This is a genomic window from Serratia bockelmannii (assembly GCF_008011855.1).
Taxonomy (GTDB): Bacteria; Pseudomonadota; Gammaproteobacteria; order Enterobacterales; family Enterobacteriaceae; genus Serratia; species Serratia bockelmannii.
On sequence record NZ_VOUX01000001.1, the window covers coordinates 1 to 24,976 of the forward strand.

20 protein-coding genes, 4 tRNA genes and 3 other RNA genes are annotated in these 24,976 nt (G+C 61.1%); 15 read left to right on the forward strand and 12 right to left on the reverse strand.

Going from position 1 to position 24,976, the window contains the following annotated elements:
- Position 1: 1 nt before the first annotated feature.
- From FOT55_RS00005 to pnuC, 9 genes are all read left to right on the forward strand, one after another.
- Positions 2 to 77, forward strand: a tRNA-Lys gene (locus tag FOT55_RS00005).
- Positions 78 to 92: 15 nt separating this feature from the next.
- Positions 93 to 217: non-coding RNA, RtT sRNA (locus tag FOT55_RS00010), on the forward strand.
- 152 nt (positions 218 to 369) lie between these two features.
- A tRNA-Lys gene (locus FOT55_RS00015) sits at positions 370 to 445 on the forward strand.
- Between the two features lie 69 nt (positions 446 to 514).
- Positions 515 to 650, forward strand: a non-coding RNA gene (locus tag FOT55_RS00020) — RtT sRNA.
- A 35-nt stretch (positions 651 to 685) separates the two neighbouring features.
- Positions 686 to 761 (forward strand) — tRNA-Val (locus FOT55_RS00025).
- Between the two features lie 6 nt (positions 762 to 767).
- Positions 768 to 843, forward strand: a tRNA-Lys gene (locus tag FOT55_RS00030).
- A 76-nt stretch (positions 844 to 919) separates the two neighbouring features.
- Positions 920 to 1,044: non-coding RNA, RtT sRNA (locus FOT55_RS00035), on the forward strand.
- 323 nt (positions 1,045 to 1,367) lie between these two features.
- Complete coding sequence (nadA, locus tag FOT55_RS00040) at positions 1,368 to 2,429, forward strand: quinolinate synthase NadA (protein WP_015376982.1); 1,062 nt, start codon at positions 1,368 to 1,370, stop codon at positions 2,427 to 2,429.
- A 20-nt stretch (positions 2,430 to 2,449) separates the two neighbouring features.
- Complete coding sequence (gene pnuC / locus FOT55_RS00045) at positions 2,450 to 3,175, forward strand: nicotinamide riboside transporter PnuC (RefSeq protein ID WP_025301889.1); 726 nt, start codon at positions 2,450 to 2,452, stop codon at positions 3,173 to 3,175.
- 35 nt (positions 3,176 to 3,210) lie between these two features.
- Here pnuC and zitB read toward each other — a convergent pair whose 3' ends face one another.
- The 3 genes from zitB to FOT55_RS00060 are packed head-to-tail and all read right to left on the reverse strand — an operon-like array spanning position 3,211 to position 7,975.
- Positions 3,211 to 4,173, reverse strand: coding sequence for a CDF family zinc transporter ZitB (zitB, locus tag FOT55_RS00050; protein ID WP_025301890.1), 963 nt, complete (start codon positions 4,171 to 4,173; stop codon positions 3,211 to 3,213).
- A complete protein-coding gene (locus tag FOT55_RS00055) occupies positions 4,173 to 7,373 on the reverse strand; it encodes an ATP-binding protein (protein ID WP_147822906.1) in 3,201 nt (1,066 codons plus the stop codon). The genes zitB and FOT55_RS00055 overlap by 1 nt, the downstream gene beginning before the upstream one ends.
- Positions 7,370 to 7,975: a response regulator transcription factor gene (locus tag FOT55_RS00060; RefSeq protein ID WP_089180635.1), complete on the reverse strand. Its 606-nt coding sequence runs from the start codon at positions 7,973 to 7,975 to the stop codon at positions 7,370 to 7,372. The genes FOT55_RS00055 and FOT55_RS00060 overlap by 4 nt, the downstream gene beginning before the upstream one ends.
- Before the next feature lie 212 nt (positions 7,976 to 8,187).
- On the opposite strand from FOT55_RS00060, the gene aroG reads away from it, so the two are divergent.
- From aroG to FOT55_RS00075, 3 genes are all read left to right on the forward strand, one after another.
- Positions 8,188 to 9,240, forward strand: a complete 1,053-nt coding sequence (aroG, locus tag FOT55_RS00065) for a 3-deoxy-7-phosphoheptulonate synthase AroG (protein WP_025301893.1) — start codon at positions 8,188 to 8,190, stop codon at positions 9,238 to 9,240.
- Between the two features lie 257 nt (positions 9,241 to 9,497).
- Positions 9,498 to 10,688, forward strand: coding sequence for a YjgN family protein (locus tag FOT55_RS00070; protein ID WP_147822907.1), 1,191 nt, complete (start codon positions 9,498 to 9,500; stop codon positions 10,686 to 10,688).
- A gap of 7 nt (positions 10,689 to 10,695) precedes the next feature.
- On the forward strand, positions 10,696 to 11,739 hold the full coding sequence (locus tag FOT55_RS00075) for a M48 family metallopeptidase (protein ID WP_049295178.1): 1,044 nt from the start codon (positions 10,696 to 10,698) through the stop codon (positions 11,737 to 11,739).
- A gap of 49 nt (positions 11,740 to 11,788) precedes the next feature.
- Here the strand turns inward: FOT55_RS00075 and gpmA are convergent, their stop codons facing one another.
- From gpmA to modE, 9 genes are all read right to left on the reverse strand, one after another.
- The gene (gpmA, locus tag FOT55_RS00080; RefSeq protein WP_016928714.1) at positions 11,789 to 12,541 is read right to left on the reverse strand and encodes a 2,3-diphosphoglycerate-dependent phosphoglycerate mutase; all 753 of its coding nucleotides are present in this window, start codon (positions 12,539 to 12,541) and stop codon (positions 11,789 to 11,791) included.
- A gap of 215 nt (positions 12,542 to 12,756) precedes the next feature.
- A complete protein-coding gene (locus FOT55_RS00085; RefSeq protein ID WP_033642211.1) occupies positions 12,757 to 13,104 on the reverse strand; it encodes a PsiF family protein in 348 nt (115 codons plus the stop codon).
- A gap of 197 nt (positions 13,105 to 13,301) precedes the next feature.
- Positions 13,302 to 14,345, reverse strand: a complete 1,044-nt coding sequence (gene galM / locus FOT55_RS00090; protein ID WP_147822908.1) for a galactose-1-epimerase — start codon at positions 14,343 to 14,345, stop codon at positions 13,302 to 13,304.
- Entirely contained in the window at positions 14,339 to 15,490 is a 1,152-nt protein-coding gene (galK, locus tag FOT55_RS00095) for a galactokinase (protein WP_025301898.1), read from the reverse strand. Before galK ends, galM begins: the two co-directional genes overlap by 7 nt.
- Positions 15,487 to 16,539 carry a galactose-1-phosphate uridylyltransferase gene (gene galT / locus FOT55_RS00100; RefSeq protein ID WP_147822909.1) on the reverse strand — a complete coding sequence of 351 codons (1,053 nt, stop codon included), beginning with the start codon at positions 16,537 to 16,539 and terminating at the stop codon, positions 15,487 to 15,489. Before galT ends, galK begins: the two co-directional genes overlap by 4 nt.
- Before the next feature lie 283 nt (positions 16,540 to 16,822).
- Positions 16,823 to 17,644, reverse strand: a complete 822-nt coding sequence (locus tag FOT55_RS00105) for a CPBP family intramembrane glutamic endopeptidase (protein WP_141970343.1) — start codon at positions 17,642 to 17,644, stop codon at positions 16,823 to 16,825.
- Between the two features lie 167 nt (positions 17,645 to 17,811).
- Positions 17,812 to 18,384: a cysteine hydrolase family protein gene (locus FOT55_RS00110; RefSeq protein ID WP_147822910.1), complete on the reverse strand. Its 573-nt coding sequence runs from the start codon at positions 18,382 to 18,384 to the stop codon at positions 17,812 to 17,814.
- A gap of 95 nt (positions 18,385 to 18,479) precedes the next feature.
- Positions 18,480 to 19,967, reverse strand: a complete 1,488-nt coding sequence (modF, locus tag FOT55_RS00115) for a molybdate ABC transporter ATP-binding protein ModF (protein ID WP_147822911.1) — start codon at positions 19,965 to 19,967, stop codon at positions 18,480 to 18,482.
- A 90-nt stretch (positions 19,968 to 20,057) separates the two neighbouring features.
- Positions 20,058 to 20,849 (reverse strand): molybdenum-dependent transcriptional regulator, encoded by a 792-nt coding sequence (gene modE / locus FOT55_RS00120; protein ID WP_049203775.1) that lies wholly within the window; start codon positions 20,847 to 20,849, stop codon positions 20,058 to 20,060.
- A gap of 188 nt (positions 20,850 to 21,037) precedes the next feature.
- Here modE and FOT55_RS00125 point away from each other — a divergent pair, with 188 nt between their 5' ends.
- The 3 genes from FOT55_RS00125 to FOT55_RS00135 are packed head-to-tail and all read left to right on the forward strand — an operon-like array spanning position 21,038 to position 24,975.
- Positions 21,038 to 23,200 carry a TonB-dependent siderophore receptor gene (locus tag FOT55_RS00125; RefSeq protein WP_147822912.1) on the forward strand — a complete coding sequence of 721 codons (2,163 nt, stop codon included), beginning with the start codon at positions 21,038 to 21,040 and terminating at the stop codon, positions 23,198 to 23,200.
- A 4-nt stretch (positions 23,201 to 23,204) separates the two neighbouring features.
- Positions 23,205 to 24,200, forward strand: coding sequence for an ABC transporter substrate-binding protein (locus tag FOT55_RS00130; RefSeq protein WP_147822913.1), 996 nt, complete (start codon positions 23,205 to 23,207; stop codon positions 24,198 to 24,200).
- Between the two features lies 1 nt (position 24,201).
- A complete protein-coding gene (locus FOT55_RS00135; protein WP_147822914.1) occupies positions 24,202 to 24,975 on the forward strand; it encodes a class I SAM-dependent methyltransferase in 774 nt (257 codons plus the stop codon).
- The last annotated feature ends 1 nt before the right edge of the window (position 24,976 follow it).

Here is a 24,976-nt window from a genome sequence, read left to right on the forward strand (position 1 = left end):
TGGGTCGTTAGCTCAGTTGGTAGAGCAGTTGACTTTTAATCAATTGGTCGCAGGTTCGAATCCTGCACGACCCACCATTCTTCGAGAATGGCTGCGATAGAGAATCGTAAAGGATGAGAACCGTAAAGGTTCGAGTCTCGCGCAGCGAGACAACATCACTCCGGTGATGGCCCGCAAGGGCGAGGCCAAAGGCCGAGTTATCCTGCACGACCCACCATTCTTTAAGAATGGCAGCTTCAGAATCGTTTTGATGTGGCAAAGTAAAGGTCCGAGTCGAGTACCCGTCGAGTTGTCCTGAACATCCCCATCCTTGTTTTCCGCGAGTCGGTTCCAATAACCTATTCGCCATCAGCAGTAAACCACATCAGTGGGTCGTTAGCTCAGTTGGTAGAGCAGTTGACTTTTAATCAATTGGTCGCAGGTTCGAATCCTGCACGACCCACCACTCTTTAATAGAGCAAGGTGTTAAATCGTCAGGATGAGACAAAAGCGTTTACGCTTTTGAACAGCGCTTGCGCTGGCCCGAAGGGGCCGTCTATGAAATAGACGGATAGCCGTAAAGGTTCGAGTCTCGCGAAGCGAGACAACATCACTCCGGTGATGGCCCGAAGGGCGAGGCCCAAGGCCGAGTTATCCTGCACGACCCACCACTCTTTGAGAGTGAAAATAGCAGTACCACAGCAGTGGGTGATTAGCTCAGTTGGTAGAGCATCTCCTTTACACGGAGGGGGTCGGCGGTTCGAGCCCGTCATCACCCACCACACTGCGGGTCGTTAGCTCAGTTGGTAGAGCAGTTGACTTTTAATCAATTGGTCGCAGGTTCGAATCCTGCACGACCCACCAATTCAGAAAAAAGCGCCTTTTGGCGCTTTTTTCGCATCTGCGCCCACCTGACTCTACCTTTATCTTCTTGCTGACATAGCCCACTGAGTCGTGCGGGTGAGATCCTGCGTTCAGGTTCGAGCATCGCGCAGCGATACGACAACGCGCAGCGTTGCCCGTAGGGTGAGGCCACAGGCCGAATCAATCCTGCACGACCCACCAATTCAGAAAAAAGCGCCTTTTGGCGCTTTTTTCGCATCTGCGTCATCGCAATCTAAATCCGCTGCTTTCTCGTTTCAACACCACACCGATCGTCATCCTGCTCTTTTCTGAACGGCTATACGTTCTCGCCAGGCTGTTAATCCGCTGTGAACTGCGCGGTAACGCCTGTTTTTTTAATTCATTAAACAATAGGTGCGCAAATATGAAAATATCAGCGGACTTTTCGCGCAGTTTTAGGTATTTTGTTTAGTATATAAAACGAAGGGCGTTGCGGCAGGCGATATTCACGCGGCAGGCGCCCAGCCTAGCATGAGATTGCAGCGATGAGTGAAATGTTTGATGTCAATGCGGCGGTGTATCCCTTCCCGCCTAAACCGGTACCGCTGGACGTAGCCGAAAAAGCCTTTTATCGCGAGAAGATCAAAACCCTGCTCAAGCAGCGCAATGCGGTGATGGTCGCCCACTATTATACCGATCCGGAAATCCAGGCGCTGGCGGAAGAAACCGGCGGCTGCGTGGCGGATTCGCTGGAAATGGCGCGCTTCGGCAGCGCCCATCCGGCTTCCACGCTGTTGGTGGCCGGCGTGCGTTTCATGGGGGAAACCGCCAAAATCCTCAGCCCGGAAAAGCAGGTGCTGATGCCGACGCTGTTTGCCGAATGTTCGCTGGATCTGGGCTGCCCGGAAGAGGAGTTTCATGCGTTTTGCGACAGCCATCCCGATCGCACCGTGGTGGTCTATGCGAACACTTCGGCGGCGGTCAAAGCGCGCGCTGACTGGGTGGTGACCTCCAGCATCGCCGTCGAATTGATCGAGCATCTGGATAGCCTGGGCGAGAAGATCATCTGGGCGCCGGATCGCCATCTCGGCAGCTACGTGCAGAAGCAGACCGGCGCCGACGTGCTGTGCTGGCAAGGCGCCTGCATTGTGCATGACGAGTTCAAGACCCAGGCGCTGCGGCGCATGAAGGCGCTTTATCCGCAGGCGGCGATCCTGGTGCATCCCGAATCGCCTCAGGCGGTGGTCGAGCTGGCGGATGCGGTGGGTTCTACCAGCCAACTGATCCAGGCGGCGAAAACATTGCCGCATCAACAGCTGATTGTCGCCACCGATCGCGGTATCTTTTACAAGATGCAGCAGGCCTGCCCGGACAAAGAGTTATTCGAAGCACCGACCGCCGGAGAAGGCGCGACCTGCCGCAGCTGCGCGCATTGCCCGTGGATGGCGATGAATGGCCTGAAGGCAATTGCCGAAGGGCTGGAGCAGGGGGGCGCGCAGCATGAGATCCACGTGGACGCCGCGCTGCGTGAGAAGGCGCTGGTGCCGCTGAACCGCATGCTGGATTTCGCCGCTCAGCTTAAGATGCAGGTTAAAGGCAACGCTTAACCGTTTAAAAGGATGACCTCATGAGCTTCTTCAGTACCAGCAATATTCTGGTGCACATTCCGCTTGGTGCAGGCGGTTACGATCTGTCGTGGATCGAAGCTATCGGCACATTGTTCGGGTTGCTGTGCATCTGGTACGCCAGCAAGGAAAAAATCATCAACTACCTGTTCGGCCTGATCAACGTCACGCTGTTCGCGGTGATTTTCTTCCAGATCCAGCTGTACGCCAGCCTGCTGCTGCAGCTGTTTTTCTTCGGCGCCAATATTTACGGTTGGTATGCCTGGAGCCGCCAGACCCAGGATAATCAGGCCGAGCTGCAGATCCGCTGGCTGCCGCTGCCGAAAGCGTTGGCCTGGGCGGCGGTCTGCGTCATCGGCATCGGCCTGATGACCTTTAACATCGACCGCGTGTTCGCCTGGCTGACGCAGGTTGCGGTGGCGGTGATGCAAGGGCTGGGGCTGAACGTGCAGATGCCGACGCTGCAGCCGGACGCGTTCCCGTTTTGGGATTCGGCGATGATGGTGCTCTCCATCGTGGCGATGATCCTGATGACGCGCAAATACGTGGAAAACTGGCTGCTGTGGGTGGTTATTGATGTCATCAGCGTGGCGATCTTCGCCTACCAAGGGGTGTACGCGATGGCGCTGGAGTACGTCATTCTGACGCTGATCGCCCTGAACGGCTCCTGGCTGTGGATCAAGAGCGCTGGGCGCAACCGTTCCAATCCGCTCTCTTCCGCACCGTAACAACGCAGAGGGCGCCGTGGTGGCGCCCTCTTGGCTTAGTGGCGATGTCCCAGATGGGAATGCGCTTCGGCATGTGAGTGTTCACTCGGCTCCGGCGCCCGGTTGATACCGCAGTCCGGCGTCTCGCAGTGCTGGTATTCCATCTGAATGGTCACGTGGCCAATTTTGTAGTGTTCCAACAGATAAGCCTGAATGCGTTGCAACAGCCCATCGTGGTCATGCGGCGGGATCACCTGCGCATGCAGCGTCATCAGCTTCTGGTCGCCAATCTGCCAGACGTGTACGTGGTGGATGTTGCGCACTTCCGGGATATTCAGGCACAGGTCTTTTTGCAGCTTGGCGATGTCGACCTCCTGCGGCGTGCCTTCCAGCAGCTCGTGGAAGCTCTCCTTCAGCAGCCGCCAGGCGCTGCGCAGTACCAGGCAGGAGACCAGCACCGACAGGATCGGGTCAATCGGCGTCCAGCCGGTGGCGAGAATGACGATGGCGGCGACGATGGCGCCCACCGAGCCGAGCAGGTCGCCCAACACATGCAGCGCGGCCGCCCTCACGTTGATATTTTTCTCTTCGCTGCCGCGATGCAGCAGCCAGAAGGCGAACAGGTTCGCCAGCAGCCCCGCTATGGCGATGATCAGCATCGGAGTACCCATCACCGGCTGTGGTTCGAAGAAACGCCGTATCGCCTCCCACAGGATGAATACCACGATCACCAGCAGCGCCGCGGCGTTGAGGAAGGCCGCCAGGGTGGTCAGGCGCAGATAGCCGAAGGTGTGGCGCGCGTTGGGCTTGCGCTGGGAAAAGTGCACCGCCATCAGCGCCACCAACAGCGCGGCGGCATCGGTCAGCATGTGCCCGGCATCGGCTAACAGCGCCAGCGAGCCGGACAACAGGCCGCCGACCACCTCGGCCACCATAAAGACCGCGGTGACTAAAAAAGCGGTCAGTAGGCGTTTACTATTACTGTCTTTCGGCAGGTGTACGTGTGGAGTGTCCGACATTATTCATCCTTATGCATAGCGAAAGAGGGGGCGGCGGCGAGCAGAGCGTCCAGCTCCGGTTCTATCTGCGCCACTAACGCCTTTAATTTAGTATAAGCGGCGGCGGCAAGCTCGCCCCGACGTGCGGTATCCACCAGCTGCTGGCACAGCTGCGCGGCTTCCGGCAGCTGCAGCATCAGCAGGCTGCCCTTGATGCGGTGCGCCGCCTGCTCCAGGCGCGGCCAGTCGTGCGCGTCGACGGCGTCCGCGAGCCGCTGCCGGTCTTGCCGCAGCGTATTGCCGAGTGTCTGCGCCAGCCGCTGCAGCATGGCGCGATCGCCACCCGCCATTTCGGCCAGCGTTTGCCGCAGGTCAGTAAGGACTGACTTTTCTTCCTGAGCCTGCGGCTGTTGAGCCAATACCTGGCCGATCGCCGCCAGTGAAATCGGTTTGGTCAGGAAGTGGTCGATCGCCACCAGCCCCGGCGGGATGCGGGTAAACTCCTGCACGTCTGCCGAGCAGAGCACGATGCGGCAAGGCGGGCGCTGCAGCCGCTGTTCGTCGCGTCGGATCAGTCTGGCCAGCGTCAGGCCGTCCGGGCGCGGCATGTTATAGTCGATAAACAGCAGATCGAACGGCTGTCGGCGCTGGGCCTTCAGCAGCGCATAGCCTTGTTCGAAGCGGGCCGGCTGTAATCCGAAGTGGCGCAGCTGGCGTTCCATCAGCAACAGATTGGTGGGATGATCGTCGATCAGCGCGGTACGTAAGGCGGAAGACGGCAGATCAAAAGTGCGCTCTGCCGGGGCGACAGCCGGCAGCGCGCCGCTCAGCTCGACCGGTATCGCGACCTTGACACGGGTACCGACGCCCGGCTGCGAGTGCAGTTCGATACGGCCGCCCATCTGTTCGACGATTTCTTTGCAGATCGACAGCCCCAAACCGGTGCCCTGCACCGAGATGCGTTGCGCGCCGCGTGCACGGTAAAACGGTTGGAACAACTTGCCTATTTCATCGGCGGCGATGCCGCAGCCGCTGTCGTTTACCGTCAGATGCAATTCCCCCTGCCGCTCATCCTGCGCGCGCCAGCCGACCTCGACCTGAATAGCGCCGCGTGGCGTGAACTTTATCGCGTTGTTTATCAAGTTATTAGCCACCTGAAGTAAACGCTCACCATCAATAATCACCGCCTCCGGCAGCGCCGGATCCGCCACTACGCTCAGCGTCAACGGCCGTTCGCCGATCAGCGGCCGGTAGAGGGCGTCGATGCGCGCGACCCAGGGGCGCAGCGCCACCGGTTTCGGCGCCAGCGTCAGCGAACCGGTTTCCAGCCGAGCGTGATCCTGCAGGTCGTTGAGCAGGTTGAGCAGCGAAGAGGCCGAGCTGTATATCACCGGCAGGCCTTCCTGCGCGGGTTGGCGTTTGAGCTCCAGTTCCAGCAGGCCGAGGATGGCGTGCATCGGCGTGCGCAACTCGTGGCTGACGGTGGCGAGGAATTTGCTCTTCATGCGGTTTTCCGCTTCGGCGCGGCGGCGCGCCTGCTCGAGCTCTTCGCGTTCGCGTTTTTCACGGCGCTGCAGCATGAAACGGCGCAGCGTCAGCGCCAACAGCAGCACGGTGGCGGCGGCCAGCAGCGCCAGCAGCCAGGTAGTCTGCGGTGGCATGCGGTTATCGTTCACCGCATCGATCAGGTTGCTGCGATCGACGATCCACTCGTCGCGCAGCGATTGCAGGGTGTCCGCCGGGATCTGCATCAGGTTCTTATCGAGGATTGCCAGTAGCAGCGTCTGATCGCGACGCACGCCGAAGGCCACCGGATAGGGGATATTGTTGGCGGCGAAGGCCAGTTTGATGGCGCCGGAATAGCGCGACAGCGCCAAAAAGTTGGCGGAAATGACGTTATCCACCAGCGCATCCAACTGGCCGTTGGCCAGCGCGTCGTACATCGACTTGCTGTCGGCGAAGCTGACGGTCTGCTCCTGTTCCGGTACCAGCCCCCGCGCCAAATCGCCCTGCAGCACGCCGATGCGCTTACCGGCCAAATCGCTCCAGGTTGAGATGCCGTTGGCGTATTGGCCGACGTAAACGCCCCACAGCGAACGGTGGATCGGCATGCTGGCACCGTAGCGCGCCTTGACGCCGCGCGCCAGCGGCAGGGCGGCGCGGAAGCTGGCCTGGCCGGACTGCACCAGCTCATCGGCCTGCTCGGCGTTGCGCGCCCACAGTGGCGCGAAACGCAGTCCGGTGTTTTGCGCGATGATGTTGAGAATGTCGATGGCGTAGCCACGCGGCTGGCCGTCGGAGCCGCGGTAGGCGAACGGGAAGTTGTTCTCGATGGCGGCGTAGTAAACCACGCGGTGGCTCGCCACCCAGTTTTTCTCCATCGCCGTCAGATCGGCATTGCCGGTGTCGAGGTAGCTGGGGATCTTTTTGCTCCAGCGGCTCAGCAGGGCATTCATCAGCTCCATCGGCGCGTCGGCGATGGCGGTGTCCAGCGTGTCTATCAGGCGCGGATCGGCGGCGGCGAACACGAAGGAGAGGTTGCCCAGGTTCTCGTTGCTTTCAATCTGATAGAGCTGGCCGAGCTGCAGCTGGTCGATGATAAAGCTGGCGCTGGCCTCGTCGGCGATAAAGTAGTCGCTGCTGCCGTTGAGCAGCGAATAGACCGCCTGCAGGTTGTTGTCGTAGCGCTGGATCTGCGATGCCACCGCCTGCAGGGCGCCGCCGGACTGCATGTCGGTCAGCGCGCCGATCGCGACGCGGGCGTTGGCGGAATTGAGCATCACCGGCCGATCGTTGCTGCGATCGCGCAATACGCGCAGATTGCTGACGTAGTAGGGCTGAGAGATCTCCAGCCCGTGCAGCGCTTCACTCTGCGGGATGCCGTACAGCAGATCGACCTTGCCGTCGTGCAGCGCCTGCTCCAGCTGCGTCAGGTCGGCGAAGCCGTAAATGGCGAAGCGGATGCCGGTCACCTGCTGAATATAGCCGAGGTAGTCGGCGTTCAGCCCATACAGATCGTCGTCCACGATGATGTTGTATGGGCTGGTGTTCTCACTGATGATGCCGACGCGCAGCGTGCGATCGCGCCAGGGATTTTTCTCGCCGACGATCAGCATGTTCTCGGGGGTATTCAGGTTGCTGACCAACTGATAGCGCACCGGCTCCGCCGCCTGCGCCAGGCCGCACCACAGGATCAGCAGCAGCAGGGCGCGGCGCATCATGGCGCCAGCTCTTTAAACACCGCCACCAGCTCCAGCAGGTTGCCGGCGCCGGTTTTACGCTGGATGTTTTTTTTGTGCGTGCTGACGGTCTTGTTGCTGATGTGCAGCCGGTCGGCGATCTGCAGGTTGGACAGCCCCTGGCTCAGCAAGCCCAGCACCTCGAGCTCCTTGGGGGTGAGCTGCCCGCCGTCCGCCGTCGGTGGCTCTTCGGCCAGCGCGGCGGCGGGGAAGCGGGTTTCACCGTCCAGCACCTGCTCGATCGCCTGCACCAACTCCGCCAGCGAGCTGCCTTTATTGACGAAACCGTCGGCGCCGGCGGCATGCGCCATGCGCGCATAGACATCGGCTTCCTGCGCGGTATAGATCAGGATTTTTTGTTGCGGATAGCGGCGGCGGATTTTTTTCAACAGCTGCAGCCCGTCGGCCTGCGGCAGGCCGATATCCAGGATCACCAGGCCAAAAGCGGCCTCGGCCAGCAGGGCCAGCGCCTGTACGTCATCCTGTGCCGCCTGCAGGTGGTAGGGACGGGATGATTTCATTAGCGCCGCTTCCAGTGCGACATGAACCACCGGGTGGTCATCAACTAATAGCAGAGAGGGCATGTTCAACTCGGGTCACTTTATATTCTGATCGCTAGCATAGCGAAAAAGGAGGCTCTGCGCTCGCCAGATGAAACAGCACAATCTGCTGTTAATTTGGCGGTTCCAGCGGTGGGGGGCAAAGGTGATTTACAGCGCCATTCTCACAGGCTAGATTGTTGGGATCTACACCGTTACGCACTGCGAAATACCCCACGATACCGAATGGAAAAGCTATGAATTACCAAAACGACGATTTACGCATTAATGATATTAAGGAACTCCTGCCGCCGGTGGCTTTGCTGGAGAAATTCCCGGCCACTGAACGCGCGGCAAAGACGGTGTCCCAGGCCCGCAGCGCAATTCACAATATCCTCCGCGGCAGCGACGATCGCCTGCTGGTGGTGATTGGCCCTTGCTCCATCCATGATACCCAAGCCGCCAAAGAGTACGCGGGGCGCCTGCTGGCGCTGCGTGAAGAACTGAGCGGCGAGCTGGAAGTGGTGATGCGCGTGTACTTCGAAAAACCGCGCACCACCGTGGGCTGGAAAGGCCTGATCAACGATCCGCAAATGGACAACAGCTTCAACATCAACGACGGCCTGCGCCTGGCGCGCAAGCTGCTGGTGGAGATCAACGACAGCGGCCTGCCGGCCGCCGGCGAATTCCTCGACATGATCACGCCGCAGTACCTGGCGGATCTGATGAGCTGGGGCGCCATCGGCGCGCGCACCACGGAATCGCAGGTGCACCGTGAGCTGGCTTCCGGCCTTTCTTGCCCGGTCGGCTTCAAGAACGGCACCGACGGCACCATCAAGGTGGCGATCGACGCTATCAACGCCGCCGGCGCGCCGCACTGCTTCCTCTCGGTGACTAAATGGGGCCACTCGGCGATTGTTAACACCAGCGGCAACGGCGACTGCCACATTATCCTGCGCGGCGGCAAAGAGCCGAACTACAGCGCGGCGCACGTGAAGGACGTCAAAGCCGGTCTGAGCAAAGCCGGGCTGCCGGCGCAGGTGATGATCGACTTCAGCCATGCCAACAGCAGCAAACAGTTCAAAAAGCAGATGGACGTGAGCGCCGATGTTTGCGGGCAAATTGGCGGCGGTGAAAAAGCGATTATCGGCGTGATGATCGAAAGCCATCTGGTGGAAGGCAACCAGAGCCTCGAAAGCGGCGAACCGCTGGTTTACGGCAAGAGCGTCACCGACGGCTGCATCGGCTGGCAGGATACCGAAACCGTGCTGCGCGATCTGGCGGCGGCGGTGAAAGCGCGCCGCGGTTAATCGCGTAAAGAAGGGCTCGCCAGCGGGCCCTTTTCTATTTATCTTAAATTTTTATATCTCCTGTCAATTTAAGGCCTACAGTAAATAGGCTTATTAAATCATTAAGCGACCGTCTTCGCATTATTCCTATTTAATAAAAGAATAATTGTCACCGCTCTCGGCATTGTGCTTATATAAGACGCTTTTTTATTCCACAAACTCCGCATGACGAATAAGCGGGGAGTGGTATGACCTATTCCTTTCAGGACGAAAGAATTATGACAAGTAATACCTCGCAGCCGCTGGGGCTGCACCGGATTAAATTCCATGGGAAAGGTGGTGAGTACTTCGCTATTTGGTTAGTCAACGCGTTATTGACGGCTCTGACCCTGGGCATCTATTCCGCCTGGGCGACGGTGCGTCGTCGTCGCTATTTTTACGGCAACACGGAATTGGACGGCGATCGTTTCGATTATCATGCACAACCGCTGCAAATTCTGAAAGGGCGGCTGTTGGTGATCGGCGGCATCATCGTGTTTTATATCTTGCTGGCGATAACGCCTCTGCTGGGGCTGCTGGCTTTGCTGGTGTTGCTTGCCCTGTTGCCGTGGATCGTTATCCGCAGCTGGCGTTACAATGCGATTATGTCGAGCTATCGCGGCGTGCGTTTTAATTATGTCTGCCGCACCGGGCGCGCCTATTGGGCTTTACTGTTCTGCCCGTTATTGCTGATTATCGGGCTGTATGTCGGTCTGATCGTCTTGCTCGGCATTGGCAGCGGTCTTGGCAGCATCAACGCCATTGCTTTTATGCTGGTGCTGACGCTGATTTTGGCCGTGCCGGCATTTGCGGCGGTAAACGGCATTATTAGCGCACTGCAGCATGACTTGTACGTTAATAACCTGTTTTTCGGGAAGACACCGTTTATTGCCGAACTGAAGAAATCGGCCTTTATCAAATTTGCCTTGGTTGGCCTGCTCATATTCCTGCCGTTCATGTTGGTCGCTCTGGTGTGCATCGGTTCGTTCTTCCTTACCCTCTATCAGATGATGTTGATGGGCATGTTGACCAATGAAGCCATTGATGTGCTGGTGCTGGACAATATCAGCAGCCTGCTGCTGATGATGGTGGTGCTGCTGATCGGCGCCCTGGTGGCCAGCAGTTACCAGGTTGTCGCCCAACGCAACTACCTGTTTAACCAGGCAAGGCTGAACGGCGACATCAAGCTGCATTCCTCAATGAAAACGATGCCGTACATGGGATTGTTGATCACCAATACCCTGATTACCCTGTTCTCGCTCGGTTTGGCGGCGCCGGTGGCGGAAGTGCGCCATGCCCGTTATCTGGCGGCCTGCACGGCGGTTGAAGGCGATTTGGCGCTGCTGAACATTACTGCGCATCAGGAAACTGCCAACAGCGCGGTGGCCGAAGAAGCGGTGCAGGCGCTGGATCTGGGCGGCAGCTTCTGAGGCGCCGATGATCCTTGAAGGCGCTTATCAATTGCCGGGGCGGGCCGCACGTGAGGCGGCCCGTTTACTGGTGAACGAAAGCGGCGAAGGCGTGACGCTGCAGCGGCAGGATGAACAGCGTTACATCCCGCTGGCGGACATCACCGTTTCTGCCGCGCTGGGCAATATTCCGCTGACGCTCACCTTTAGCGACGGTGCGCGCTTTGTGCCGGATGACGATGCGGCCTTTCGCCGCTGGTTCTATCAGCGCCGTTCGCCGGGGTGGGTACATCGCCTGGAACGCCATAAACGCGGCGTTGCCCTGGCGCTGCTGATGACGCTGCTGGCGGTAGTGGCTTACGTTTACGTGGTGCTGCCGTGGGCGAGCAGCGAGATCGCCATGCGCATCCCCACCTCGGTGGAACAGACGCTGGGCGAGCATACACAGACGTTTTTGGACCAGAGCGGCTTCGCGCCCTCCGCACTCCCGGTCGAGAGGCAGCAGGCGTTGCAACAGCTGTTCCGGCAGGTGATGCCGCCTGAGATGCGCCAGGAGCGCACGCCGCTGTCGCTGAAGTTGATGGCGGCGCCCGGTGCGCCGAACGCCTTTATGTTGCCAGACGGCACGCTGGTGCTCAGCGATGAGCTGGTCACTTTGTCGAAAAACGACGATGGCTTGGCGGCGGTGATGCTGCACGAAATGGGGCATCACGCTTATCGTCATCCGATGCGCATGCTGGTGCGTTCGTCACTGGTGGCGTTGACGCTGATGTGGATGACGGGTGACGTCAGCGGCATCGGCGACACGTTGCTGCAGTCCGCGTCCTTCGTGAATGAGATGCAGTTTTCTCGCGGGATGGAGCGTGAGGCCGATGCGTTTGCGATAGCGGAAATGCAGCGCCAGGGGCGTTCGCTGGCGGAAATGGCGGCGATCTATCGCGCGTTGGCGCAGGCGCCTGAACGAGAAAAGACCGATGACTGGGCGCTGCCTGCCTGGCTCAGCACCCATCCGGCGATGCAGGAACGGCTGGACGCGGTGAACGAGGCGATGGCGCAGCAGCCGCGACAGTAATAAAAAAGCCCCCGGTGAAAACCGGGGGCTTTTTCGTTAACGGGCGAAATTACTTCGCTTTACCCTGGTTCGCCACGGCGGCCGCTTTTGCAGCGATTTCGTCGGCGTTACCCAGGTAGTAACGTTTGGTTGGCTTGAAGTTCTCATCGAACTCATACACCAACGGCACGCCGGTTGGGATGTTCAGTTCGAGGATTTCGTCTTCGCTCAGGTTATCCAGGTATTTCACCAGCGCGCGCAGCGAGTTGCCGTGCGCCGCAACGATCACGCGTTCGCCGCTCTTGATGCGTGGCAGGATCTCTTCGTCCCAGTAAGGGATAACGCGATCGATGGTCAGCGCCAGGCTCTCGGTCAGCGGCAGCTCTTGCTCGCTCAGGGAGGCGTAGCGCGGATCGTGGCCAGGGTAACGTTCGTCTTCTTTGGTCAGCTCCGGCGGGGTCACCGCGAAGCCGCGACGCCATTGCTTCACCTGCTCGTCGCCGTATTTTTCAGCGGTTTCGGCTTTGTTCAGACCCTGCAGCGCACCGTAGTGACGTTCGTTCAGCTTCCAGGATTTTTCGGTTGGCAACCAGGCCTGATCCAGCTCGTCGAGGATGTTCCACAGGGTGTGGATCGCGCGCTTCAGTACGGAGGTGTAAGCGAAGTCGAAAGTGAAACCTTCTTCTTTCAACAGCTTGCCTGCTGCTTTCGCTTCGGTGCGGCCCTTGTCGGACAGATCAACATCATACCAACCGGTGAAGCGGTTTTCTTGGTTCCACTGGCTTTCGCCGTGACGCACCAGAACCAGCTTAGTTACAGCCATAGCTTAACTCCTTAATAATCTGACATTTCAATGATAACGAAAATCATTATATTGCCGCGGGCCGGGGCTCGGCAATCGATAGTGTCTAACCATAGCCAATTTCTTGCCGCAAAGTAAGGGCTGGCGAAAGGAAAAAGCTGAATCGTTCAGGCTGGCGCTGTGAGGGGGAAACGGCGCGCCGAAATCGCTCCGGGCGCGCCGTGGCGTGGGGGAAATCAGGCCGATTTTTTCAGGCAGTTGCTCATGAAGGTTTTACGCGCGTCGCCCTTCAGATCCTTGGTCTTGGCGTCGGCGTTGCAGCTTTTCATCTTCTGCTGCTGCGGCGTCAGGGTTTTGCCCGTTGCAGCGGCGCCTTCGGATTTCAGACAGGTGCTCATGAAGGTGGAGCGATCGGCGCCTTTCAGCGATTTGGTGGATGCCTGCTGGTTGCAATCGGTCATGCGTTTCTGTTGGGCGGCCTGCGCCGGAGAAGGCGTTTTCGTCGCCGTCGTCGCGTCGGCCGCCATCAGATTGGTGCTCAGCATTAAGCCCGCCAGCAATGGAAGTGCAGTAATCAGACGCATAGGTGTTCCTTCAGCTATTGATTGGCCGCCATCGGCCGAAAATGGTGACGTTGCACAAGGCGTTGTGCTTATCACGGTAGCCTGAGTGTAGTGCGCGCTTTGGAATAAGGGAAGGTGGGCGCCGGTAGGGGGATAGCGCTAAAAGGTAAGCATTTATAACAAATTGCCCCCGGCCGCACGGCGAGGGGCGTAGCGGGTCAGATAGGATAAAACTGATAATGCGTGGCGCTGCGGTAGCGACTCCCCGGTTGCAGCCAGCAGTCCGGCTGCGGCCACTCGGGATGGTGCGGGCTGTCCGGCAAAAACTCGCTCTCCAGCGCCACGCCGGCATGGTTGGCGTAGCTGCCGCCATCGCGCGCCGGCGTGCCGGCCAGAAAATTGCCGCTGTAGAGTTGCAGTGCAGGCGCGTCGGTGAACACGCTCATTTGCACCTGGCCGTCGGCGGACCACAAATGGGCTGCCGGGCTCTCCAGCGCGCCGCAGGTGCGGTGCAGCAAGAATGCGTGATCGTAGCCTTTTACCCGCTGCTGGTCGCGATCGCGCAGGAAATCCTGCAGCAGCGTTTTCGGCTGACGAAAATCCATGCCGCTGTCGTCCACCGGCGTCAGATCGGCGCAGGGAATGCCCTCGGCGTCGACGGGCAGATAGCGATCGGCGAACAGCTGCAGCCGCTGGGCGCGGGCGTCGGTGCCGGCGCCGTCCAGATTGAAATAGGCGTGGTTGGTCAGGTTGACCGGGCAGGGGCGATCGACCTGTGCCAGATAGCTGATTTCCAAACGATTATCCGGGGTCAGACGGTAGCAGACCTGCACGTCGAGATTGCCGGGGAAACCCTGATCGCCCTCCGCCGAGTGCAGCGTATAGCAGACCTGTTGCGCATCCTGCTGGACCCGGCGCCAGCGGCGGGCATGAAAACCGTCGGGGCCGCCGTGCAGCTGGTGGAGGCCTTGATTGGCGGCCAGCGCATGGGGAGTCCCATCGATGGGCAGGCTGGCGTTGGCGATGCGGTTGGCGTAACGGCCGACGGTGGCGCCCAGATAGGCGCCTTGACGCGGGTAGTCTGCCGGGCTGCGGCAGCCGAGCAGCAGTTCGCGTTTTTCACCGGATTTGAGCGGCAAGACGGCGGACAGCCAGGTGGCGCCCCAGTCCATCAGCGTCACCGTCATGCCGGCGGCGTTTTGCAGCTGCGTCAGCTGATAAGGCTCCCCATCGGGCGCCGCTGCCGTGCTCATCGTCAGCATGTACCGGCCCCCTGCGAAGCCTGGCAGACATAGAACGTTTCCTGTAATCCGCCGGTTTGCCGCGGATACTCGTGCGCCACGGCGGCACGCACCGTCTCCACGAGATCCTGTGGCATCAGCGCGACGATGCAACCGCCAAAGCCGCCGCCGGTCATGCGCACGCCACCGCGCGAGCCGATCGTCGCTTTGACAATCTCGACCAACCGATCGATTGGCGCCACGGTGATTTCGAAGTCGTCACGCATCGAGGCGTGGGACTCCGCCATCAGCCGGCCCATGCGTTGCAGATCGCCGGCCGCCAGCGCATCGGCCGCCGCCAGCGTGCGGGCATTCTCGCTGATGACATGGCGCGCGCGTTTGGCCACCAACGGATCCAACTGATGTTGACGTGCTTCAAACTGTTCCGGGCTGACGTCACGCAGTGCCTTGACGCCGAAGAACCGAGCCGCTTCTTCACACTGTTTGCGGCGGGTGTTGTACTCGCTGTCCACCAGCCCGCGCTGCACATTGGAGTTGATGATCACCACCGCGACGCTGTCCGGCATCGGCACCGCACGGGTCTCCAGCGAGCGGCAGTCGATCAGCAGAGCGCTGTCGCGCCGGCCGAGCGCGGAGATCAGCTGGTCCATGATGCCGCAGTTGCAGCCGACGAACTGGTTTTCCGCCTCCTGGCCGTTCAGCGCCAGCGCCACGCCGTCCAGCGGCAGCTGATAGAGCGCCTGCAGCGCCTGGCCTACCGCCACTTCCAGCGCGGCGGAGGAGCTGAGCCCCGCGCCCTGCGGCACATTGCCGGCGATCACCAGATCCGCGCCGCCGAAATCGGGGTTGCGTCGCTGAAGATGTTTCACCACGCCGCGCACATAGTCGGACCAGCGCTGATCGGGGTGGTTGACGATCGGCTCGTCGAGCGAGAATTGATCCTGCTGATTCTGATAATCGGCGGCCAGTACGCGGATCTGGCGGTCGTCGCGCTTGGCGCAGGCGATGACGGTTTGGTAATCGATGGCGCAGGGCAACACGAAGCCGTCGTTGTAATCGGTATGCTCGCCGATCAAATTCACCCGCCCCGGCGCCTGGATGGTCAACGCCGGCGCGTAGCCGAAGTGTTCGGTAAACAGGGAATGGGTAAGCGGTTTCAGGCTCATGCTTGGGCTCCGGCTTCACGGTAATGAATATCGCTGACGGCGCGCAAACGCTCTGCGGCCTGTTCGGCGGTCAGATCGCGCTGGGTTTCCGCCAGCATCTCGTAACCGACCATAAATTTACGCACGCTGGCTGAACGCAGCAGCGGCGGATAGAAATGGGCGTGCAGCTGCCAGTGTCGGTTGTCGGCGCCGTTGAACGGCGCGCCGTGCCATCCCATCGAATAGGGGAAAGAACACTGGAACAGGTTGTCGTAGCGGCTGGTCAGCTTCTTCAGCGCCAGCGCCAGATCGCGGCTCTGCGCCGCGCTGAGATCGGTGATGCGCTGCACCGCCGTTTTCGGCAGCAGCAGCGTTTCAAACGGCCAGGCGGCCCAGTAGGGCACCACCGCCAGCCAGTGTTCGGTGTTCACCACGATGCGTTCGCCTGCGGCCAGCTCGCGCTGCGCATAATCCAGCAGCAGCGGGGAGGCATGTTCCCGGAAATAGTCGTGTTGCAGGCGATCTTCGCGCTCGGCCTCGTTCGGCAGAAAACTGTTGGCCCAGACCTGCCCGTGCGGGTGCGGGTTGGAGCAGCCCATCGCCGCGCCTTTGTTTTCGAACAATTGCACCCAGGGGTAGTGCTTGCCCAGCTCCTCGGTTTGCGCCTGCCAGGTGGTGACCACCTGCTCCAGCGCCGGCAGCGTCAGTTCGGGCAGAGTCTTGCTGTGATCGGGAGAGAAGCAGATCACCCGGCTGACGCCGCGCGCGCTCTGGCTGCGCATCAGCGGATCGTGGCTGTCGGGCGCCGGCGGCGTATCGCTCATCAGTGCGGCGAAATCGTTGGTAAAGACATAGGTGCCGCGATATTCCGGATTGTGATCGCCGGTGACGCGCGCGTTGCCCGGGCACAGGAAACAGTCGGGATCGTGCGCCGGCAGCATTTCCGTGGGGACAGTCTCCTGCTGGCCCTGCCAGGGGCGCTTGGCGCGGTGCGGTGAGACCAGCACCCACTGGCCGCTCAGCGGGTTAAAGCGGCGGTGCGGATGGTCGATAGGGTTAAATTCCGTCATACGGTTCCTTCTTGGCGTCGACAAGGGTGTAATCGCTTCCAATTACCGTTTTAATACGCCCGTTGCTGAACAGGGAGAAGTCATTGCGCAAAAAGATAGCACGCTCGCGACGGTAAAAAGGTGATCTAACGCGAAAAATGGAATCGTTTACACTTCATTGAAAAGCACTGTACGGGCGGAGAAAAGCAGGGGGCAGCATGATTGAGGTCATACGGTGAGCTGCCGGTGATAGCGTTTTCACCTGGCCAACCGGCAGAGAGAGGCTCTCTGCCGGCGTCAGCCGTCAGGGGTGCTGATACAGCGGGTAGGTGAAGAACAGCAGATGGGTCAGGTTAAGCCCGAAATGGAACAGAATCGGCACCCACAGGCGGCCGCTCCACATCCATGCCAGGCCGTAGATCACGCCGGCCAGCGTCGCGAAGATCACCATCAGCATGCCACCGGCCAAATGCGCGGCGCCGAACACCAGGGCGGCGACGATCAGCGCCGGCCAGGCCCCCAGCCATTGGCTGAGGCGCTGTTGCAGGTAGCCGCGAAACAGCGCTTCTTCGGCCATGCAGACGAAGAACAGGTTCGCCATCACGAATGGCAGCATCCAGGCGGGCGCATGCAACTCGATTTTTAAGCCGCCCAGCGCCACGGCCAGCAGCAACAGCGCCGGTACGCTGATGATCAATGCGATCCAGGAACCCGAGGCGACGCTTTTTTCCGCTTTATCGGTTCTGAACAGCGTGGGCAAGCAGGCGAACAGCAGGAAGGGCACCATCGCCTTGTCGAAATTGTAATACATGGTGAACGGCGCGCTGAGCGGGCCGGCTTTCTCGCCGTCGATCATCAGCTGGTTGTGGATGCCCGGCACCAGATGCAAGAACAGCGCGATGCAGCCGGCGACCACCAACCCTTCGAACGCGATCGCCAGATTACGCTGCGCGCGAAAATGGTGACGCAGCCCGGCCAACGCTACGATCGCCAGCAGATAACTCAGGCTGAGCGGCGTCAGTACCCCATGATAAAGCCCCATGCCCGCCGAGGCGGCCAGGATCACCCAGGCTATCAGCCGATTAAACGGCAAGAAAAATAACGAAGCAGCCAGTACGCCCCACATAATATGTCCCTTTAAAATATGTACACGGCGCTCAGCGCCTTTGCGGCGTGCGATGATGGCGAAATTGAGCGCTAAAGCGGATAGTAGCACACCCAAATGACGCTAAAGGTCGGGGCAGTGACGGATTTGTGCATGATGCCGGCCCACACGACCGGCGACAACGCGGGTCAGCCTTTCATCCAGGCCTGCGAACGGGTGATTTCGGCCAGATTTTGCAAGGTATCGAGGCTTTGTTGGTGGATTTCCTGCGTGGGGGCCGCGCACAGGTCGTGCAGCACGGTCACCTGAAAGCCGGCGTCGTGCGCCTGACGCGCGGTGCTCTCGATGGCGAGCGGCGTGCTGACGCCCGCCAGCAGCAGATGATGGCACCGATGCTGCCGCAGCCAGGCTAACAAATTGTTACCGGAGAAGGCGCTGACCGCCGTTTTTTCAAACTGCAGATCGGTCTCTTCCTGATGCAGTTCGGGCACCCAGCGGCAGCCCGGGCCGTTTAACCGCAGCGCGCCGATCTGCTTGAGATGGTTGAACAGCGGCGAATGGGGCGGGATGTCATGATAATCGTCGGCGAATCCCACCCGCACCCAGATCACCGGGATTTTTCGCACCCGCGCGTAGGCCGCGGCGGCATTGACGTTAGCGAGCAGGTGGGTTGCCACCACCTGTTCACGGCAGTGGTTGGCGCGGCCTTTGGGCCCGATCAGATCCTCGATCAGGTCGATGATAATCAACGCAGCGGACATGGCGTCTCCAGAAAATGGCCTTCTTTCTTTCTATGATAAAAGGCCAAATGTGATGTGCTGCGGTGAAGTGTTGCCGGATATGTTTACGCCGCGTTTCAGGCGGAGGCCGCCTCCAGCCGCTGGTGTTGATAGCCGTAGCCGCCCCCGCCGTCGGGCACGAAGCTGAGGCGGTGAGTGATGCACTGCGGCGCGTCTTCGGCATGGTGCGAAACGAACAGCAACTGGGTGGCGCCCTGGCCGATCAGCACGTCGATGAAGCGGCGCACCAGCTGGCGATTGAGCGGATCCAGCCCTTGCAGCGGTTCGTCGAGGATCAGCAGCGCCGGGTGTTTCACCAGCGCACGGGCGATCAGCGCCAGCCGCTGTTGGCCCCAGGAAAGGCTATGGAACGGGGCATCACCACGCGCGCCGTCGAGCCCGAGCAGCGCCAGCCATTGCTCGGTCAGCTGCCGCTGACGATCCGAGACCGCCTGATAAATGCCGATCGAATCGAAGAACCCCGACAGCACCACGTTGCGCACGCTGGTGTTGACGCGATAATCCAGATGCAGGCTGCTGCTGACGTAGCCGATATGGCGCTTGATCTCCCAGATGGTTTCCCCGCTGCCGCGACGGCGGCCGAACAGCGTCAGATCGTTGCTGTAGCCCTGTGGATGATCGCCGGTGATCAAGCTGAGCAGCGTGGATTTTCCGGCGCCGTTCGGACCGACGATTTGCCAGTGCTCGCCGGGGTTAACCTGCCAGTTGAGGTGATTGAGGATCGGCCGATCGTTATAGCTGACCACGCCGTCGCGCAGGACGATCAGCGGCCGGTCCGTCGACAGGGCTACTTTTTGCGTCGGATCCTCGGTCTCCGGCAGCGCCAGCCCGCTGAGGTTTTCGCTGTGCGCCAGCTGCGCCACCAGCGCGTCCGCCATCACCTGGCTGCGCGGCCCGCGGCTGGTTAGGGTGCAGTCCGCCAGCACGCCCACCTGCCGGACAAAATCCGGTATTTCGTCGAACCGGTTGAGCACCAGCACCACGGTCTGGCCCTGGGAGGAAAGCTCGCTCAGCAACGCGGCGAGCTGTGCGCGCGAGTGCACGTCCAGCCCGTCGAAGGGTTCGTCGAGGATCAGCAGGTCAGGCTCGGGCATCAGCGCCCGGCACAGCAGGGTCTTGCGCGTTTCGCCGGTGGAGAGGTATTTAAAGCGGCGGGTCAGCAGGGCGGTGATGCCGAACTGCGCGGCTAGCCGCTCACAGCGCGCGGCGTCTTTCACCTCTTCCTGAATGATCTCCGCCGCGGTGCGGCCGGTATCGTCCTCGTCCGCGCTGAGCAGGTCGGTGTTGTTGCGTTGCCACTCGTCGCTGACCATTTTTTGCAGCTGTTCGAAGGAGATGCGCACCGCATGCTGAAAGTCGCTGCGGCGTTCACCGCTCAGCAGAACCAGTTCGTCGGCCAGCGCGCGCGCCAGGGCGGATTTGCCGCTGCCGTTGGCACCGACGAAGGCCCAGCTGTCGCCGGCCTGGATCGCCAGTGCACCCAGCGTCAGGGTACGGGTATCGCTTAAGCGGAATGAACCTTGCGAAATGTGCAACGACGACATCACCTGTTCCTTTTTTTGCAATTATTTGCCTTAGAAATAGGCGCATTGCACGGTGATGTCAATCAGCAAAAACGCAACGTTACGTTGCGCTTAACACAACGTGGCGATAATCACGTGGTCGGCGTTGAACAGGGCGTGTACGGCGGTACCGACGCTCAGCTGCAGGCGCTGCAACTCCGCCGTCGTCAGGGTGGCGCACAGGGTTTCGCCCCCCGCCAGCGTCACCAGCACCTCGCTGTGTTCGGCCCCCGGCTGAATGCCGGCTACCACGCCCGCCAGCGCGTTATCCGCACCGGTATGCTCCCCCGTCTCGACGCTTAACCGCACCCAGGGCGCTTTGATCAGCGCCAGCACCTCTTTGCCGGGCGTCAGCTGCAGCCGATCGGCGCTTTGCTGGGTAATGGCCGCCGTCAGGCGAGTGGTGCCGTCGTTCAACAAAATCGCCAGGTGCTGCTGCACCTGCTGATGATCGCGTTCGATCACGGTGCCGAAGAACTGATTGCGCGCGCTGGTTTGCAGCGAGAAGCGCGAGATGGCCGCCAGCAGGCTGTCGAGCGGCAGATCGTCCTGCTGCAGCACGTCGAAGGCTTTTTGCTGCACCTGGCCCAGCAGGTCATACAGCTGGATCAGCCGTTGGCCGTAGTGCGTCAGCTGCGCGCCGCCGCCGCCTTTGCCGCCGGTGGCGCGTTCCACCACCGTGTGTTCCGCCAGTTGGTTCATCTCATTGATGGCGTCCCAGGCGCTTTTGTAGCTGATGCCCGCCAGTTTGGCGCCCTGGCTGATGGAGCCGGTGTGCTGCACCTGTTTCAGCAGCGCGATGCGGCGCGGATCGGCGAACAGCTTTTGCTGGAGTTTGAGAGTCAGAAGAATTTCGGCCTGCATAGCGCATCCTGTCGACGGCAAAAACCGTATTGTCGCCGATTTGGCGGCAAAGCGCCAAACGCCGTGCGTGGGAGAGTGGGGCAATAAAGACTGGTATTGTAATATTGTAATAATATAACATAACAGAAAAACAATAAGGCTTTACGCCGGCTGCGGCCGGTTTTTATTTCACCACAGGGATGCTCCACATGAGTACGACACGCCGGCGTCTTGGCACGCCCAAAAAATCTTTATGTCTTGCCGCCACATGGATCGGCGGCGCACTGACAGCGCCGCTGGCTTTCGCCGCCGACTGCGATAAAGCCCGCAATGCCACGGGGTGTGAAGAACAGCTCACCGTGGAGGCGGCGGCCCCCGCCGGGCGTTACGATGCGTTGAACGCCGTGAGCCGCAGCGCTTCGCAGATCGGGCTGACCGCTCGGGAGACGCCGCGCAGCGTCGATATTATCAGCGCGCGGGCGATCCAACAGCGGGGCGATCGTTCGCTGGCCGCCGCCGTCGAGCACGCTACCGGTCTGTCCGGCGTCGCTTCGCCAACGTTGTCCAACAACTTTTCCGCACGCGGTTTTCGGCCGATCGCCTGGCTGTATAACGGCGTAGAGATGCCCGGCAGTACGCTGCAACTGGGCGATCCGGCGCATTACGACAGCATCGAGGTGCTGCGTGGGCCGGGGTCGGCCTTGAACGGGCTGAGCGCCGCAGGCGGCAGCGTCAACCTGATCTCGCGGCAGCCGACCTTCAACCGGCAGCCGTTCGAGCTCGATTATGGCCTCGGCAGCTACCGCAGCCAGCGTTTGCATCTGGGTGCCGGCGGCGCGCTGGTGGACGATGTGATGGCGTACCGGTTGGACGTCAGCGGCAACGACAGCGGCAGCAACGTGCAGTATGAACGCGATCGGCAGAAGCGGGTATCCGGCTCGCTGCTGTTTAAATTGACGGACGATGCGCTGCTGACGCTGAGCCTGGACCGCATGCTCAACCGCACCAACAACCCTTACTACGGCACGCCGCTGCTGAATGGGCGCATTGCCGGCGAGCTGCGCGACATCAATTACAACAACCTGACCGACAGCCGTATCCAGAGCAACGCCACCGCATTTCAGGCCAGTCTGGACTGGTTTATGACGCCCGAAGTGGAGTGGCATAACCAATTCTATTACTACAGCGGCTTTCGCGAATGGCGCAACGTCGAGCGTTTCCGCGTCGCGGCGGCGGCCCGGCCCGGCGACGTCAACCGCGACTCTTTCGGCGCTCTGGCGCACGACGACGATCTGATCGGCAACCGCAGTTCGCTGGTGTTCGATCGCGCTATCGCCGGTTTCGATAATCGGTTACTGGTCGGCTTCGATCTGAGCAAGCGGCATTTTCAGTACTACTCCAACGGTTTCCCCGGCTCCGAGGACGTGCCGCTCGGCGCGCCGCCCAGAGAGCAGTTCGCTCAGGGCACCGCCAGCCAGCGTGCGCCGGTGCGCCACGTCACTCAGAATCAGTACGCCGCCTTTCTTGAAGACCGCTTCAGCCTGACCGAGCGTTTAGCGCTGCTGGGCCAGCTGCGCTACAACCATATGAACATGGATTGGCGCTTCCAGGGGCCGCAGGAAGAGAGCCGCGCGCGCACCTACGTTTTCAGCACCTGGAGCCTGGGCCCCAGCTATGCACTGACCGATAACCTCACGCTTTACGCCAACTACACCACCGGCCAGGAGCCGGGCAACGATCTGTTCTTCCTCAGCCCGACGCAGACCGATCTGCCACTGACGCGAGCGCGCCAGTGGGAGGCCGGCGCCAAAGGGCAGTTTTGGGATAACAAGGGAGAGGCGACGCTGGCGCTGTACGAACTGCGCAAGGACAACCTGTTTGTGCCCGACGCGCAGCGGCCGGATGCGTTGAACGCGGTAGGTAGGCAGACGTCGCGCGGCATCGAGCTTGGCTTGGTGCTGCGTCCCGACGATCGTTGGGAGCTGGCCGGCAATGCCGCCTACACGCACGCCCGCTACGACGACTATCGCGGCGGTAGCCCGCTGCGCAGCTACAACGGCAATCGCCCGGCCTATATCCCGGACTGGACCGCCAACCTCAGCGTGCATTATCAGGCGACGGCGCGCCTGGGGCTGGCTTCTTCGCTGCGCTACGTCGGCAGCAGTTATAACGACGACGCCAACCAGCGCAAGATGCGCGCGTACACCACGCTCGATCTGGCGGCGGATTATCAGCTGACGCCGATCGTCGATGTCGGTTTCCGCATTCGCAACGCCACCAACCAGCTGTACGCCTATCAGCGCACCTACCCGGATCAGGCGCTGATCGCGCCGCCGCGCAGCTATGAAACCTTCGTGTCGGTCAGGTTCTGACGGCGTGAAACGATCGCTTTGCCTGTTGTTGTGCGCCCTGGGGTTGGGCGGGGGCGTGCCGTGGCACGCTGAGGCCGTCGGCCTGCAAAATTGCGGGGTAACGCGCGATTATCCGCAGCCACCGCAGCGGGTGCTGGTTTACGCCAACCCGGCGTTGGAAAACCTGCTGGCGCTGGGGCTGGCTGGCCGTGCGATCGGCGTGGTCGGGTATGACCGCATGCGCGATCCCGCGCCGACGGCGTCGGCCGATGCGCTGCGGGCGCCCACCAGCCCGGCGCCGCCCACGGCGGAAGCGTTGCTGCTGATGCGGCCGGATTTTGTCTATTCGGCCAGCTATTACTGGCTGCACAGCCCGGAAACGCCCGATCGGACGCGGCTGGCGGAATGGGGCATCGGCACTTACCTCTCTCCCGGCGCCTGCAGCGGCCAGCAAAGCGCGATCGCCGCTGCGCTGACGTTTGAAGACATCTTCACCGAGCTGCGGGAGCTTGCGCGCATTTTCAACGTCAGCCGCGGCGGTGAAGCGCCGATCGCGCGGCTACGTGGGCAACTCCAGGCGTTTGAGGCGCAGCGCGCGCCGCTGCCGCATTTACGTCTGCTGTGGTGGTATGCCGGCACGCAGACGCCCTACGTGGCGGGCTGCTGCGGCGCACCAGGTTTGCTGAGCCGAAGCGTCGGCAGCGAGAACCTGTTCGGCGATCTGCCCGAGCTGTGGCCGACGGTATCCTGGGAGGTTATCGCCGCCCGCGATCCGGATGCGATCGTGCTTGGCGATCTGCCGCGCGGCGGCTTCGGCGACAGCGCGGCCGACAAGATCGCCTTTCTGGAGCATCACCCGCTGACCGCGACGCTGCGCGCCGTGCGTCAGCGGCGCTACGTGATCCTCCCCGGTTACGACATGGACCCTTCCGCCCGCACCGTGGCGGCGCTGGGCCGTTTGATTCGAGGCCTGGCGGCCTTGCCGCCGCAGGCTACGACTTTTTCCAACAAGGAACCTTGATATGACAGCCGTTTCATTATCTTCATCTTCTTCGCTCTCTTCACTGCTGGATGCCTGGGATCGCCAGCAGGCGGCCTACATCGCCGAGCGGGAAGCGCGTTTTAACGCCCAGCTGGAGGTGCTGGCGCTGGCCGCCGGCCAGGATTTTCACGTGGTGGATCTGGCCTGTGGCCCGGGATCGCTGAGCCTGCGCATTTTGCAGCGCTTTCCGCAGGCCAGGGTGACCGCCATCGATCTCGATCCGCTGCTGCTGGCGGTGGCGCGCGGTGCGCTGGCGGCGTACGGCGATCGGATCCGCATTCTGCAGGCCGATCTGGCGGATCCTGCCTGTTTTTCCGCGCTGTCCGGCCCCGCGCCGCAGGCGGCGGTGTCCAGCACGGCGCTGCACTGGCTGATGCCGGAGCAGCAACTGGCGCTGTACCGCAACGTCGCCGGGCTGTTGGCCGACGGCGGTGTATTCCTCAATGCCGATCATCAGCGCTATGACCACCGTCAGCCACGGCTGAAGGCGTTGGCCGAGCGGCACGATGAGCAGACCCAGCAACGCGCCTGGGACAACGGCGTCGAGGATTGGGATCGCTGGTTCGCCAGCGCGCTGCAATTGCCGGCGTTGGCCGCTTATCAGGCCGAGCGTGAGGCGCTGTTCGCCGGCCGCCCGGTGCCGCCGCCGACGCCGGTGGATTTCCAGCTCGCGGCCCTCAGGCAGGCCGGTTTCAGCGAGGCGGGGACGGTGTGGCAGCTGTTGGACGACTATGTGATAGCAGGCTGGAAATAGC

Excerpts from the sequence above, each read along its gene's own strand:
- nadA (WP_015376982.1), top strand. The coding sequence starts at position 1,368 with ATGAGTGAAATGTTTGATGTCAATGCGGCGGTGTATCCCTTCCCGCCT.
- pnuC (WP_025301889.1), top strand. The coding sequence starts at position 2,450 with ATGAGCTTCTTCAGTACCAGCAATATTCTGGTGCACATTCCGCTTGGT.
- zitB (WP_025301890.1), bottom strand. The coding sequence starts at position 4,173 with ATGTCGGACACTCCACACGTACACCTGCCGAAAGACAGTAATAGTAAA.
- FOT55_RS00055 (WP_147822906.1), bottom strand. The coding sequence starts at position 7,373 with ATGATGCGCCGCGCCCTGCTGCTGCTGATCCTGTGGTGCGGCCTGGCG.
- FOT55_RS00060 (WP_089180635.1), bottom strand. The coding sequence starts at position 7,975 with ATGCCCTCTCTGCTATTAGTTGATGACCACCCGGTGGTTCATGTCGCA.
- aroG (WP_025301893.1), top strand. The coding sequence starts at position 8,188 with ATGAATTACCAAAACGACGATTTACGCATTAATGATATTAAGGAACTC.
- FOT55_RS00070 (WP_147822907.1), top strand. The coding sequence starts at position 9,498 with ATGACAAGTAATACCTCGCAGCCGCTGGGGCTGCACCGGATTAAATTC.
- FOT55_RS00075 (WP_049295178.1), top strand. The coding sequence starts at position 10,696 with ATGATCCTTGAAGGCGCTTATCAATTGCCGGGGCGGGCCGCACGTGAG.
- gpmA (WP_016928714.1), bottom strand. The coding sequence starts at position 12,541 with ATGGCTGTAACTAAGCTGGTTCTGGTGCGTCACGGCGAAAGCCAGTGG.
- FOT55_RS00085 (WP_033642211.1), bottom strand. The coding sequence starts at position 13,104 with ATGCGTCTGATTACTGCACTTCCATTGCTGGCGGGCTTAATGCTGAGC.
- galM (WP_147822908.1), bottom strand. The coding sequence starts at position 14,345 with ATGCTGACGATGAGCACGGCAGCGGCGCCCGATGGGGAGCCTTATCAG.
- galK (WP_025301898.1), bottom strand. The coding sequence starts at position 15,490 with ATGAGCCTGAAACCGCTTACCCATTCCCTGTTTACCGAACACTTCGGC.
- galT (WP_147822909.1), bottom strand. The coding sequence starts at position 16,539 with ATGACGGAATTTAACCCTATCGACCATCCGCACCGCCGCTTTAACCCG.
- FOT55_RS00105 (WP_141970343.1), bottom strand. The coding sequence starts at position 17,644 with ATGTGGGGCGTACTGGCTGCTTCGTTATTTTTCTTGCCGTTTAATCGG.
- FOT55_RS00110 (WP_147822910.1), bottom strand. The coding sequence starts at position 18,384 with ATGTCCGCTGCGTTGATTATCATCGACCTGATCGAGGATCTGATCGGG.
- modF (WP_147822911.1), bottom strand. The coding sequence starts at position 19,967 with ATGTCGTCGTTGCACATTTCGCAAGGTTCATTCCGCTTAAGCGATACC.
- modE (WP_049203775.1), bottom strand. The coding sequence starts at position 20,849 with ATGCAGGCCGAAATTCTTCTGACTCTCAAACTCCAGCAAAAGCTGTTC.
- FOT55_RS00125 (WP_147822912.1), top strand. The coding sequence starts at position 21,038 with ATGAGTACGACACGCCGGCGTCTTGGCACGCCCAAAAAATCTTTATGT.
- FOT55_RS00135 (WP_147822914.1), top strand. The coding sequence starts at position 24,202 with ATGACAGCCGTTTCATTATCTTCATCTTCTTCGCTCTCTTCACTGCTG.